The following is a 12,831-nucleotide window of genomic DNA, read 5'->3' as shown; positions in this document are numbered from 1 at the left end:
CCACAGCGCACCCTTTTCGTACGGTAATTTCCGGACGAACAGCACCAGATCCCCCACTCCTTCCTGGAGCACTCACGCCCGCGTGATAACACGCGGGCATCGCATACGTAACCCCTCGGGGCAATGCGATCCGAAATTCTGCTGGGTAAATTCAAGCCGTATGACTGCCGCACAAGCAGACCTGCACACCCAGCCCCTGGAAGCACCTCGGGAAATCATGGAAGGCATTCGGATCGACCGCCCGGACGTGGCGGACGGCGCGGCGCTGTGGCGCATCGCCGGGGACTCCGGAGCCCTGGACCTGAACTCCTCGTACAGCTATCTGCTGTGGTGCCGGGACTTCGCGGACACCTCGGTGGTGGCGCGGGACGAGTCCGGAGAACCGATCGGGTTCGTGACCGGGTACGTGCGGCCCGAGCGGCCGGACACCCTGCTCGTGTGGCAGGTGGCCGTCGACGAGGCGCACCGCGGGCTCGGCCTCGCGGCCGCGCTGCTGGACGGGCTCACCGCACGGGTCGCGCGACGGCACCCCCTGACCACCGTGGAGACCACGATCACGCCGGGCAACACCGCGTCCGAGCGTCTGTTCGCCTCGTACGCCGACCGTCATGGCGCGGACGTCGAGCGCACGGTCCTGTTCGAGGCGGCGGACTTCCCCGACGGCCCGCACCAGCCCGAGATGCTCCACCGCATCGGCCCGCTGTCCCCCTGAGCCGCACCCGCACCCCCTCCCCTCTCTCTTCCCTCTCCCTCCCCCCACGCATCGAGGAGCGATTCGACGTGACCATCACCCAGCCCGACCTGAGCGTCTTCGAGACCCTGGAGTCCGAGGTGCGCAGCTACTGCCGCGGCTGGCCCACCGTCTTCGACCGCGCGCAGGGCAGCCGGATGTTCGACGAGGACGGTCACTCGTACCTGGACTTCTTCGCCGGCGCCGGTTCACTCAACTACGGCCACAACAACCCCGTACTCAAACGCGCCCTCATCGACTATCTGGAGCGGGACGGCGTCACCCACGGGCTCGACATGTCGACGACCGCCAAGCGGGCGTTCCTGGAGTCCTTCCAGAACCTGGTGCTGCGGCCGCGCGACCTGCCGTACAAGGTCATGTTCCCGGGCCCGACCGGCACCAACGCGGTGGAGTCGGCGCTGAAGCTGGCCCGGAAGGTGAAGGGGCGCGAGGCCATCGTGTCGTTCACCAACGCCTTCCACGGCATGTCCCTCGGGTCGCTCGCCGTCACCGGCAACGCCTTCAAGCGGGCCGGGGCGGGGATTCCGCTCGTCCACGGGACGCCGATGCCGTTCGACAACTACTTCGACGGTCAGGTCCCCGACTTCCTGTGGTTCGAGCGGCTGTTGGAGGACCAGGGGTCCGGGCTGAACAAGCCCGCCGCCGTCATCGTCGAGACCGTGCAGGGCGAGGGCGGCATCAACGTCGCCCGCCCGGAGTGGCTGCGCGCTCTCGCCGGGCTGTGCGAGCGGCAGGACATGCTGCTGATCGTCGACGACATCCAGATGGGCTGCGGTCGTACGGGCGCCTTCTTCTCCTTCGAGGAGGCGGGCATCACCCCCGACATCGTGACCGTCTCCAAGTCCATCAGCGGCTACGGGCTGCCGATGTCGCTCTGCCTGTTCAGGCCGGAGCTGGACATCTGGGAGCCGGGCGAGCACAACGGCACGTTCCGCGGCAACAACCCCGCCTTCGTCACGGCGACGGCCGCCCTGGAGGCGTACTGGGCGGACGGCTCCGTGATGGAGAAGCAGACCCGGGCGCGCGGTGAGCAGATCGAGGAGGCGCTGATCTCGATCACCGAGGAGAACCTCGCCGACGTGAAGGAGTACCGGGGGCGCGGCCTGGTGTGGGGCATCGAGTTCCACGAGAAGGCGCGTGCGGGGCGGATCGCCCACCGGGCCTTCGAACTCGGGCTGCTGATCGAGACGTCCGGCCCGGAGAGCGAGGTCGTCAAGCTGCTGCCCGCCCTCACCATCACCCCCGGCGAGCTGGACGAGGGGCTGCGCGTCCTCGCCAGGGCCGTGCGGGAGACCGTCTGAGAACGCAACAGACTGCAACAGACTGCAACAGACCGCAAGGAACCACAGAAGATCGCAGCAGATCAGCTGAAATCCTATCGAGGAGGCATCGCAACACCGTGATCGTCCGTTCGTTCAAGGACATCGAAGGAACCAACCGGCATGTGAAGTCGGCATCCGGCACCTGGGAGAGCAAGCGGATCGTCCTGGCCAGGGAGAAGGTCGGCTTCTCCCTCCACGAGACGGTTCTGTACGCGGGTACGGAGACGTCGATGTGGTACGCGAACCACGTCGAGGCCGTCGTGTGCGTCGAGGGCGAGGCCGAGCTCACCGACCAGGAGACCGGGCGGAGTTACACGATCACGCCCGGAACCATGTACCTCCTCGACGGGCACGAGCGGCACACGCTGCGGGTGAAGGAGGACTTCCGCTGCCTCTGCGTGTTCAACCCGCCCGTGACCGGCCGGGAGGACCACGACGAGAACGGCGTCTATCCCCTACTGACGGAGGAGGGCTGACCATGACCACGCTCACCGACCTCTACCCCAGCCGCGGAGCCACCGAGGTGTCGGTCCCGCGTCAGGACCCGGTCGTCTGGGGCTCCCCCGGCACGCCCGGCCCGGTCTCCCTCGCCGAACTCCAGGCGTACGAGCGCGACGGCTTCCTCCCCGTCGAGCAGCTCATCGCGCCGGACGAGGTCGCCGTCTACCGGCAGGAGCTGGAGCGGCTCGTCGCCGACCCGGCGATCCGCGCCGACGAGCGCTCGATCGTCGAGCCGCAGTCGCAGGAGATCCGGTCGGTCTTCGAGGTGCACCGGATCAGCGAGCTGTTCGCGCGGTTGGTGCGTGACGAGCGGGTCGTCGGGCGGGCCCGGCAGATCCTCGGCTCGGACGTCTACGTCCACCAGTCGCGGATCAACGTGAAGCCGGGCTTCGGCGCGTCCGGGTTCTACTGGCACTCCGACTTCGAGACCTGGCACGCCGAGGACGGCCTGCCGAACATGCGGGCGGTGTCCGTGTCGATCGCGCTGACGGAGAACCACGACACCAACGGCGGCCTGATGATCATGCCGGGGTCGCACCGGACGTTCCTCGGCTGTGCGGGGGCCACCCCGAAGGACAACTACAAGAAGTCGCTGCAGATGCAGGACGCCGGCACCCCCTCCGACGAGGCGCTGACGGCCATGGCCTCCGAGTACGGCATCAAGCTGTTCACGGGCAAGGCCGGTTCGGCGACCTGGTTCGACTGCAACTGCATGCACGGCTCCGGCGACAACATCACGCCGTTCCCGCGCAGCAACGTCTTCATCGTGTTCAACAGTGTGGAGAACACGGCGGTCGAGCCGTTCTCGGCGCCGGTACCGCGGCCGGAGTTCATCGGCGCACGGGACTTCACCCCGGTGAAGTGACCCCGCCGTCCCGGTGAGAGGGCCGGGCGGTCGCTGCCCCTCAGCGACCGCCCGGCCCTTTCACGCGTCCCGATCGGCTGAATCGGCTGTATCGGGCACAGCCCCGCCTCCCTCACGGGGCGCGCCCTCTCTCACAGCCACGCCAACGACGCCGCCCTCTCCAGAACGTTCCGTGCCGCGCTCTCGTCGCCCGTGATCCCTCTCGGTACCTCCTCCGGGGCGTACCGGCCGCCGACCAGCAGGCAGAAGTCGACGGGATCCAGGGTGAGTTCGGCGTGTGCGGGCTCGGAGTCGTCGCCGAGGATCCAGCTGGTGTCGGTGGGGCCGGTGACCTCGAAGAGGACGGGGGGCGCGTCGTGGAGGGCCAGGCCGAGGATGCGGACGGCCAGGCGGACCAGGGACCAGAGGTGTTCGTCGGGGGGCGGGGGGACGGGGAGGCCGAGCGCGCGGCCGATGTCGTCCGTGTGGATCCACGCCTCGAAGGCGCGGACCAGGAAGTGGTCGGCGACCGGCAGCCGCAGGCCCATCACCGTGACGGCTCGGGCCGCGGGTTCGGGGTCACCGGCCTCGGGCGTGGCCAGCAGCGCGGCGGCCTGCGCGGCCCAGGTGGCGACCGTCTCCCCGGCAGTGCGCCCGTGCTCGTGGGCGATGACGTCGGCGGTACGCCTGCCCCAGGCGTCCTCGGCGGCCATCCCCTCCGGGATGTGCGAGGCGGGCAGGCCCGTGTCGATGCCGAGGTGCACGGCGAGGTGCTCGTCGGCGGCGACGAGATGCGCGACGGTGGCGTGCGCGTCCCAGTCGTGCACGACCGGTGTGCCCCAGCGGCCGTCCAACTCCGGGACCAGCGCCTGCAGTCCGGCCACGGCGGCGGCGTAGGGGGCGGCATGGTGGGCGATCTCGGCGGCGCGGGGGCGTCGGGAGCGGAGGGCGAGCGCGAGGACACCGTCGGCGCTCCCGTTCACGGCACCGGCCCGCAGGGCATCGGCGCCGTCCCGTGCGGCGCCCGGCGCACCGCCCCGCGCGACACCCGGCCTCGGCTCCGGCCCCGGTGCCGGTCCTGGCCCCGCCGCACCGTCCAGCAGGCGTACGGTGGCGCGGAGCCGCTCGGCCTCCGCCGCGCACGATTCGCAGCCGGCCAGGTGCGGGAGGACCGTCCGCCGGTCGCCGGGTGGGAGCGCGCCGACCGCCCAGGCGGCCAGCAGCTCCCGTACGCCGTCGTGGTCGTTGGTCATCGCGCGCCGCCCTTTCGCCCTGCCATGTCCACGATACGCACGCCCCGCGCGGCCCGGACGGTTGCGTACGCCCCCATCACGCGCCCCTCACCGCTGCCGGGTCCGGTGGGTCCGCGAGGGACTCCGCCAGTTTGCGCAGGGCCGAGCGGAGCCGGGTCTTCGCGGTGCCCTCCGGTATGCCCAGTTCGACGGCGGCCTGGCGGTAGGTGCGGCCCGCGAAGTAGGCGAGATGGACCACCTCCCGCTGGGGGCGCGGGAGTTCGGCGAGGGCGGTGTGCAGCAGGAGGGAACGCTCGCGGTCGACGACCGCCTCGTCCGGGCCGGGCCCGGCGTCGGGAATGGCGTGCAGCGCGGAGTCGTCCGCGCGGGCGTCCTTGCGGTGCCGGGCCTCTCCGCGTACCCAGTCCACGGCCCTCCGGTGGGCGACCATGGACAGCCAGGTGCGCAGCGAGCCACGGCCCGCGTCGAAGCCGTAGGGCCTGGTCCAGAGCTGGGCGAAGACCTCCTGCGCCACGTCCTCGGCGGCCGCCGGGCTGCGGGTGACCCGGACGGCCACCCGCCGGACGAGTCCCCCGTACGCCGCGTACGCCTCACGCAGCGCGGACTCGTCCCCGTACACCAGCCGCCGATGCAACTCCACATCGATGAACGGCTGTTCGAGCGTCGGCTCCACCGGCACCACCACCTCGTGATGCCTTCCTAGCGTCCGAGGCACGGTCCGCGCCAGTGGGTCTCGGAAGTCAGCCGGACAGGACGTCCAGAAGCCGGTCGACGTCCGTTCGCGTGTTGTACAGGTGGAAGGCGGCCCGCAGATGGCCCGCGCGATCGGAGACCTCGACCCCCGCTCGGCTCAATTCCGCCTGCCGATGGCCGAGTCCGGGCACCGACACGATCGCCGATCCGGGCGCCGGAACCGGCTCGTGGCCGAGGCCGGCCAGGCCCGCGCGGAACCGGTCGGCCAGCGCCAGGTCGTGATCGCGCACGTTCGCCACGCCCAGCTCCTCGATCAGCGCCAGGGACCGGCGGGCGCCCGCGTAGGAGAAGAGGCTGGGGCTCTCGTCGAACCGGCGGGCGGAGTCGGCGAGTTCCTCCACCGGGCCGTAGCAGCTGTCCCACGGCTCCTGCCCCGCGACCCAGCCGGCGAAGAGGGGGGTGAGGCCGCCGAGGTCCTCCGGGACGACGAGAAAGGCCACTCCGCGCGGGCAGACGAGCCACTTGAAGGCGACGGAGACGACGTAGTCGTACGCGTCCGCCTCGATCGGCAGCCAGCCGACGGACTGCGACGCGTCCACGTACGTTCGCGCCCCGTGCGCCCGCGCGGCCTCACGGATCGCGCCCAGGTCGGCGACCCGGCCGTCGGCGGACTGGGCGGCGCTCACCGCGACGAGCGCCGTGCCGGGGCGCACCGACTCGGCGACGCGCTCCAGCGGGACCTGGCGCACCTTGAGGTCGCCGCGCACATGGAAGGGGTTCACGAGGGACGTGAAGTCGGCCTCCGCGGTCAGCACCTCCGCGCCCTCGGGCAGCGAGGCCGCGATCAGCCCGCTGTAGACGGCGACCGAGGCCCCGGCCGCCACGCGGCGGTCCGGCACCCCGACGATCCGCCCGAACGCCGCCCGCGCGGCCTCCACGTCGGCGAACATGTCCTGCGGCTGCCCGGCCGCCACGGAGTCGACACCGGCCTTCATCGCGTGGACGGTGCGGGCCGGCAGCAGCCCGGTACTCGCGGTGTTCAGATAGGTGTTCTTCGGGGCGAACTCGGTCCGGACGAGGCTCTCGAAGGTCTCCATGTCACCACTGTGCGGCCGGGCGCATCTCACGTCCATTGAGATGTTCTGCGCGCTTTCCCCAAGTAATGCTTATACATGGCAGCTGACCTGCGGTGCGGGTCTCGCGGCCTACTGAGGCACCGCGCACCCGTCCGGCCCGCAAGCCTCCGCACCCTCGGCCGCCACGACCCGCAACGGCGCCGGCCTCTCCCCCCACGCCTGGGTGAGAGCCTTCTCGAACACCTCCGCGGGCTGTGCCCCGGACACCCCGTACTTCCGGTCCAGTACGAAGAAGGGGACCCCGTTCGCGCCGAGCTCGGCCGCCTCCCGCTCGTCCGCGCGGACGGCGTCGGCGTACGCGCCGGAGTCGGCCAACACCTTGCGGACCGCCCCCTCCTCCAGCCCCGCCTCGACGGCCAGCTCGACCAGATACGCGTCCGCGTCGGTGTACACGGACCGCTCCTCGGCGAAGTTCGCCCGGTAGAGGGCCTGCAGCAGCTCGCTCTGCCGCCCCTGCTCCTTGGCGAAGTGGAGCAGGCGGTGCATGTCGAAGGTGCTGCCGTGGTCCCGGCCCTCTGCCCGGTAGGCGAGCCCCTCGGCGCCGGCCTGCTCACGGAGGTTGTGCTCGCCGGCCTGGGCCTGCGCCTCGCTCATCCCGTACTTCTTGCTCAGCATGGTGAGGACCGGCTGGACGTCGTCCTTGGCACGGCCGGGGTCGAGCTCGAAGGAGCGGTGCACCACCTCGACACCATCACGGTGCGGGAAGGCCGCGAGCGCCTTCTCGAAGCGGGCCTTGCCCACGTAGCACCAGGGGCAGGCGATGTCGCTCCAGATCTCGACGCGCATGGTGTCAGCTCTCTCCAGGTCGTACGGGTACGGAGACGCCCTCCGCCTCTACGGTTGATGAACGTTCAAGCAGCCTGGCTCATTCCCCGGCCACGCTCATTCCCCGGCGACCCTCATTCCCCGGCCACCGTGAACATGAGCAGGAGGTGGTGGTCGTCCGGGGCGGGCGGGTGGCGCGGGTCGGGGGTCCAGCCCAGGCCTGCGTAGAAGGCGCGGGCCCGGTGGTTGTCGATGTGCACGGAGAGGCCCGCCGTGCGTGTGCCGTCCGCCCGCCACGCCTCCACACAGGCCGCGTGCAGGGACCGGCCGGTGCCCCGGCGCCACCGGTCGGGGTCTACGTGGAACTGCGCGAGGTACACCGTGCCGTCGGGTGCGCCCTCGGCGCGGCGGAAAGAGGCGATGCCGGTGATGCGACCGTCCTCCACCACGCACAGCACCTGTCCGTGGGGCCGTTCGATGGCGTGCTGCCAGGAGGCGAGCCAGTCCGTGCCGTCCTCGGGGGTGCCGTCCGGGTAGTACGTCGCTCGGGCTCGGGCGTGCAGGGCAGTGATGGGCTGGGCCTCGGCGGGGAGCGCGGTCCTGATCACGCGCGCTCCGGTCACTCGGTTCACACGGTCCTTGATCATGCCGGTGAGGACGTGACCGGGGGCGGGGTGGTTCCGGGGTGCTTTTTCGCCCCCGCCGCCCCTACCCGTCCCATCCCCAGGGGCTACGCCCCTTCCACCCCCGTCACCGGCCCTGTCAAAGATTCGGGGCTACGGCCCGGACCCGTTCGCGCCCGGTTCCCCGCCCCCCTGAAAAGACCGGATCAGCTGCCGTTTCTCAGGTCCTCCGGCCAGTTCGGGCGGAATTCGATCTCGTCGTAGGTGACCACGCAGCCCTCGCCCATCGGGGACTGGGTCATGAAGCCGACGAGGGCGGCTCCGCTCTCGTGCTCGCCGGCGAGGGTGAAGAGGCGGACGAAGGTCCACTGCTTGCCGTCGCGTGAGGCGTGGAAGGCGAAGGCACGGCCGGTGCGACTGACCCGCAGCCACACCGAGCTGCCCTCCACCGTGAAGGAGTTGGCGTCGTCCGAGTGTCCCCGGGTGACCACCGTGCACACGGTCGGCACGTCCGGCGAGTGCTCCAGGCAGAGCTTCGCCCAGGCCCGTTCCCCCACGTGCACATACAGAACGCCCGCGTCGAACCCGGCGGCGAAGCCGACGGTGACCCGGGCGATCAGCTGGAAGTCCCCCTCCGGCGCACCCAGCAGCCGGGGCGCGTCCGAAGCCGGATCCAGGCCCTCGCCGGTGGGCGACACGAACCGGTCCTGCCGAGCACCGGCCCACCCGGTGAGCACCCCGTCCTCATGGGACCAGTGCCCATCGGGTCCGTATGTGCGGAGCGAGAACGGGAGTTCGGGAATTTTGACGTCCATTGGGGGATTCTCGCAGCTCCGCGCCCCCATCCGCGCCCCTTCGGGGGCGCGGGGAACCGCGCGGGCAACCATGACGCACGCGCGGTCCGAAACGAACCGAACCCCCTACGCCACTACCGTTCCAAGTGGCCGTTGAACCGCCGCGGCAGCCCCAGCGCGTTCTCGTCCCGCAGCTCCGCCGGAAGCAGCGCCTCGGGCGCCCCCTGGTAGGCCACCGGCCGCAGCCACCGCTCGATCGCCGTACCGCCCACCGACGTGGACGTGGACGTCGTCGCCGGGTAGGGCCCACCGTGGTGCTGGGCCGCGGCCACGGCCACACCCGTCGGCCAGCCGTTCACGAGCACCCGTCCGGCCAGCGGCGTCAGCTCGGCCAGCAACTCCGGCCCACGCCCCTCGCCGGAGGCCTCTCCGGCGGACACGTGCACCGTGGCGGTGAGGTTGCCCGGCAGGCGGGACAGCACCGACTTGGCCTCGTCCTCGTCCTCGTAGCGCGCCACGACCGTGAGCGGCCCGAAGCACTCCTCCAGGAGCAGGTCGTGCTCGCCCTCGGCGGCCAGCTTGCCGGCGGGGACGGTCAGGAATCCGGGGCTGACGGTGTGCTCGCCACCCGCGCCGGCGGTCACCGGCGACTCCACGTCGGGCAGTTCGGCGCGCTCGGCGACACCGGCGAGGAAGTTGTCGCGCATCCGGTGATCCAGCAGGACCCCGGAGCCGACGTCGCTGACCGCGTCGGTCAGCGACTTGAGCAGCCGGTCACCGGCGTCACCGGCGGGCGCCAGCACCAGGCCCGGCTTCACGCAGAACTGGCCGACGCCGAGGGTCATCGACCCGGCGAGCCCGGCGCCGATCGCCTCGGCGCGCTCGGCGGCGGCGGCCTCGGTGATGAGGACCGGGTTCAGGGAGCCCAGCTCGCCGTGGAACGGGATCGGCACCGGCCGGGCGGCCGCCGCGTCGAAGAGGGCACGGCCGCCGCGCACCGAGCCGGTGAAGCCGGCGGCGGTGACGAGCGGGTGCTTGACCAGTTCGACGCCCGCCTCGAAGCCATGGACGAGGCCGAGGACGCCCTCGGGGATGCCGTGCTCGGCGGCGGCGCGGCGCACCACGATCGCGACCAGCTCGGACAGCGCCGGGTGGTCGGGGTGGGCCTTGACGACGACCGGGCAGCCGGCGGCCAGCGCGCTCGCCGTGTCGCCGCCGGAGACGGAGAAGGCGAAGGGGAAGTTCGAGGCCGAGTAGACGGCGACGACACCCAGCGGGACCTTGTAGCGGCGCAGGTCGGGAATGGGCGGGGTGGCCGTGTCGTCGGGGTGGTTGATCACCACGTCGAGGAACGCGCCCTCGTCCACGATGTCGGCGAAGGCCCGCAGCTGGTAGCAGGTGCGGGTGAGTTCACCGGTGAGCCGGACCGGGCCGAGCGCGGTCTCGGCGTCGGCGACCTCGACGAGCTGGTCCTTGGCCGCCTGAAGCTGGTCGGCGGCGGAGCGCAGGAAGGCCGCGCGGACCGTGCGGTCGGTCAGGGAGGCACGGGCGGCGTGCGCCGCGCGGACGGCGGCGTCCACCTCCTGAGCTGTGGCTTCCACCGCAACCTGCTCGCGCTGCTTCCCGGTTCGGGGGTCGACACTCCAGACTGGTGCTGCTGCCACCGGGGGTTCCTCCACGTATTCCTGAGCGTATTTCTGGGTCCATTCACCAGGGTCGTTCGATATGCTGAACGCTGTCTCTGATGATGAATATGCTGTCTGAGACTATTTCCCGTCGAACGATAGGGGTCAAGGGCGATGTCGGCAGTCGAGACGGGCGGCGGAGCACAGGTCAAGTCGGCGGTGAGGACCGTTGAGCTGCTCGAATACTTCGCCGGGCGCCCCGGTATGCACTCCCTGGCGGCGGTCCAGGAGGCCGTCGGTTACCCCAAGTCGAGCCTGTACATGCTGCTCCGCACCCTCGTGGAGCTGGGCTGGGTCGAGACGGACGCGACGGGCACGCGGTACGGCATCGGCGTACGGGCACTGCTCGTGGGCACGTCGTACATCGACGGCGACGAGGTGGTGGCGCTGGCCCGGCCGACGCTGGACCGGCTGTCGGACGACACGACGGAGACGATCCACCTGGCCCGTCTCGACGGCACGAACGTCGTCTATCTGGCCACCCGGCAGTCGCAGCACTATCTGCGCCCCTTCACCCGTGTCGGCCGCAGGCTGCCCGCCCACTCCACCTCGCTCGGCAAGGCGCTGCTGGCCACCCACACCGACGAGCAGGTCCGCAAGATGCTCCCGGAGACCCTTCCGGCGCTGACGGAGCACACGATCACGGACCGGGAGCGGCTCATCGAGGAGCTGCGCCAGATCCGTGAGCAGGGGTTCTCCGTGGACCGCGAGGAGAACACGCTCGGGCTGCGCTGCTTCGGCGTGGCGATCCCCTACCGCACACCGGCCCGTGACGCCATCAGCTGCTCGGTCCCGGTCGCCCGGCTGACGCCCGCCCACGAGCAGCTGGTCAAGGACGCCCTCTTCGACGCGCGTGACCGGCTGACGCTGGCGACCCGGCGGCTCTGAACCCCACCTCTCACGCCCTCCTCAGCGCCCTCATGCCCTCATGAAGAACCAATGAGAAATCCGGGCGAAGGGAACGATTGATCGCATCCTGCTCGTCTTTTCGGGTGCCATGAACAAGACGATCAGGCGCTCCGCCGTCTTCACCCTGCTGCTCGTGCTCGCCCTGCTGGTCAGGGCGACCTGGGTGCAGTTCTACGAGGGCACGGCGCTCGCGGACGACCAGGGCAACCGGCGCAACGTGATCAGGACGTACGCGGACCCGCTCGGGAACATCGTCGTCGGCGGCGAGTCGATCACCGGCTCGGCCCGCACGAAGGGCAGCGACCTCGCGTACAGACGCACGTACACGGACGGCGAGCTGTACGCGGCGGTGACGGGCTACGCCTCGCAGGCCTACACGCCGACCCAACTGGAGGGCGTCTACCAGGACCTGCTGGACGGCACGGACCTGCGGCTGAAGACCGTGATGGACACGGTCACCGGCGAGCGGGCCGAGCCGGGCAATGTGATCACCACGATCGAACCGGCCGTGCAGAAGGCGGCGTTCGAGGCGCTCGGCGACAAGAAGGGCGCGGCCGTGGCGATCGACCCGACGACCGGGAAGATCCTCGCGGTGGTGTCGACCCCGTCGTACGACCCGTCCTCGCTCACCGACGCCAACACCGCCGGTACGGCCTGGAAGAAGCTCAACGCGGACGAGGACAAGCCGCTGACCAACCGGGCGTTGCGCCAGCCGCTGCCGCCGGGGTCGACGTTCAAGCTGGTCGTGGCGGCGGCCGCGCTGGAGGACGGGCTGTACACGTCGGTGGACACGAAGACCGACAGCCCGGACCCGTACACCCTGCCGGGCACGACCACCGAGCTGTCGAACGAGAACCCGAGCGCGCCCTGCGAGAACGCCACGATCCGTACGGCGCTGCGGTACTCGTGCAACAACGTCTTCGCGAGGATGGCCGTCGCCCTGGGCCAGGACAAGGTGAGGGCGATGGCCGAGAAGTTCGGCTTCGACGACAAGGCGCAGGACGTGCCCGTGCGGGCGTACGAGAGCGTCTACCCGTCGGACATGGACGAGTCGTCGACCGCACTGACGGGCATCGGCCAGTACGACGTCACCGCGACGCCGCTCCAGATGGCGATGGTGTCGGCGGCGATAGCCAACGGCGGCAAGCTGGTCGCGCCGCACATGGTGTCGCAGATCACCAACGGCGGAGGCGATGCCCTGGAGGACTACGACGCCGACGCGGACACGAAGGAGATCATGAGCTCCGGCACCGCCGAGCAGTTGCAGTCGGCGATGCGGACCGTCGTCGAGGACGGCACGGGCACGAACGCGCGGATCAGCGGGGCGACCGTGGGCGGCAAGACCGGTACGGCCCAGCACGGCGAGAACAACAGCGAGACGCCGTACGCCTGGTTCACGTCGTACGGGAAGGCCGACGGCAAGGAGGTCGCCGTCGCGGTCGTCGTGGAGCAGTCGAACGCGGCCCGGTCGGAGGTCAGCGGCAACGGACTGGCGGCGCCGGTGGCCAAGGCGGTCATGGAGGCGGCGCTGAAGGACTGAGGGACCACATGAAGA

General features: G+C 70.9%; 13 protein-coding genes. 6 read left to right on the top strand and 7 right to left on the bottom strand.

All coding sequences use genetic code 11. From position 1 onward, the window contains the following. The first annotated feature begins 160 nt into the window (after nucleotides 1-160). The 4 genes from ectA to thpD all read left to right on the top strand — a co-directional run bounded on the left by ectA (nucleotide 161) and on the right by thpD (nucleotide 3,439). Nucleotides 161-712 (top strand): diaminobutyrate acetyltransferase, encoded by a 552-nt coding sequence (gene ectA, locus OG622_RS38175; protein ID WP_371581186.1) that lies wholly within the window; start codon nucleotides 161-163, stop codon nucleotides 710-712. Between the two features lie 68 nt (nucleotides 713-780). After that, the gene (ectB, locus tag OG622_RS38170; RefSeq protein WP_371581185.1) at nucleotides 781-2,052 is read left to right on the top strand and encodes a diaminobutyrate--2-oxoglutarate transaminase; all 1,272 of its coding nucleotides are present in this window, start codon (nucleotides 781-783) and stop codon (nucleotides 2,050-2,052) included. A gap of 98 nt (nucleotides 2,053-2,150) precedes the next feature. After that, on the top strand, nucleotides 2,151-2,549 hold the full coding sequence (locus OG622_RS38165) for an ectoine synthase (protein WP_371581184.1): 399 nt from the start codon (nucleotides 2,151-2,153) through the stop codon (nucleotides 2,547-2,549). Between the two features lie 2 nt (nucleotides 2,550-2,551). Then, nucleotides 2,552-3,439: an ectoine hydroxylase gene (gene thpD / locus OG622_RS38160; protein WP_371581183.1), complete on the top strand. Its 888-nt coding sequence runs from the start codon at nucleotides 2,552-2,554 to the stop codon at nucleotides 3,437-3,439. A 131-nt stretch (nucleotides 3,440-3,570) separates the two neighbouring features. Here thpD and OG622_RS38155 read toward each other — a convergent pair whose 3' ends face one another. The 7 genes from OG622_RS38155 to OG622_RS38125 form a co-directional block, all read right to left on the bottom strand. Next, a complete protein-coding gene (locus tag OG622_RS38155) occupies nucleotides 3,571-4,671 on the bottom strand; it encodes a maleylpyruvate isomerase family mycothiol-dependent enzyme (RefSeq protein ID WP_371581182.1) in 1,101 nt (366 codons plus the stop codon). A gap of 76 nt (nucleotides 4,672-4,747) precedes the next feature. After that, the gene (locus OG622_RS38150) at nucleotides 4,748-5,356 is read right to left on the bottom strand and encodes an RNA polymerase sigma factor (RefSeq protein WP_371581181.1); all 609 of its coding nucleotides are present in this window, start codon (nucleotides 5,354-5,356) and stop codon (nucleotides 4,748-4,750) included. A 55-nt stretch (nucleotides 5,357-5,411) separates the two neighbouring features. After that, nucleotides 5,412-6,461, bottom strand: coding sequence for an aminotransferase class V-fold PLP-dependent enzyme (locus tag OG622_RS38145; RefSeq protein WP_371581180.1), 1,050 nt, complete (start codon nucleotides 6,459-6,461; stop codon nucleotides 5,412-5,414). A 108-nt stretch (nucleotides 6,462-6,569) separates the two neighbouring features. Next, complete coding sequence (locus tag OG622_RS38140; protein ID WP_371581179.1) at nucleotides 6,570-7,286, bottom strand: DsbA family oxidoreductase; 717 nt, start codon at nucleotides 7,284-7,286, stop codon at nucleotides 6,570-6,572. Nucleotides 7,287-7,399: 113 nt separating this feature from the next. Continuing rightward, entirely contained in the window at nucleotides 7,400-7,912 is a 513-nt protein-coding gene (locus OG622_RS38135; protein WP_371581178.1) for an N-acetyltransferase family protein, read from the bottom strand. 182 nt (nucleotides 7,913-8,094) lie between these two features. Continuing rightward, nucleotides 8,095-8,703 carry a DUF1349 domain-containing protein gene (locus OG622_RS38130; protein WP_371581177.1) on the bottom strand — a complete coding sequence of 203 codons (609 nt, stop codon included), beginning with the start codon at nucleotides 8,701-8,703 and terminating at the stop codon, nucleotides 8,095-8,097. Between the two features lie 113 nt (nucleotides 8,704-8,816). After that, nucleotides 8,817-10,346 (bottom strand): aldehyde dehydrogenase (NADP(+)), encoded by a 1,530-nt coding sequence (locus tag OG622_RS38125; RefSeq protein ID WP_371581176.1) that lies wholly within the window; start codon nucleotides 10,344-10,346, stop codon nucleotides 8,817-8,819. 135 nt (nucleotides 10,347-10,481) lie between these two features. Between OG622_RS38125 and OG622_RS38120 the strand changes: the two genes are divergently transcribed. Both OG622_RS38120 and OG622_RS38115 read left to right on the top strand, forming a co-directional pair. Then, nucleotides 10,482-11,255, top strand: coding sequence for an IclR family transcriptional regulator (locus OG622_RS38120; protein WP_013004606.1), 774 nt, complete (start codon nucleotides 10,482-10,484; stop codon nucleotides 11,253-11,255). A 109-nt stretch (nucleotides 11,256-11,364) separates the two neighbouring features. After that, nucleotides 11,365-12,816, top strand: coding sequence for a peptidoglycan D,D-transpeptidase FtsI family protein (locus tag OG622_RS38115; protein WP_371581175.1), 1,452 nt, complete (start codon nucleotides 11,365-11,367; stop codon nucleotides 12,814-12,816). Nucleotides 12,817-12,831: the final 15 nt, after the last annotated feature.

Origin of the sequence: Streptomyces sp. NBC_01314, assembly GCF_041435215.1 — a bacterium.
GTDB lineage: Bacteria > Actinomycetota > Actinomycetes > Streptomycetales > Streptomycetaceae > Streptomyces.
The sequence above is the reverse complement of the archived record's forward strand: the minus strand, read 5'-3'. Positions and strand labels throughout refer to the sequence as shown.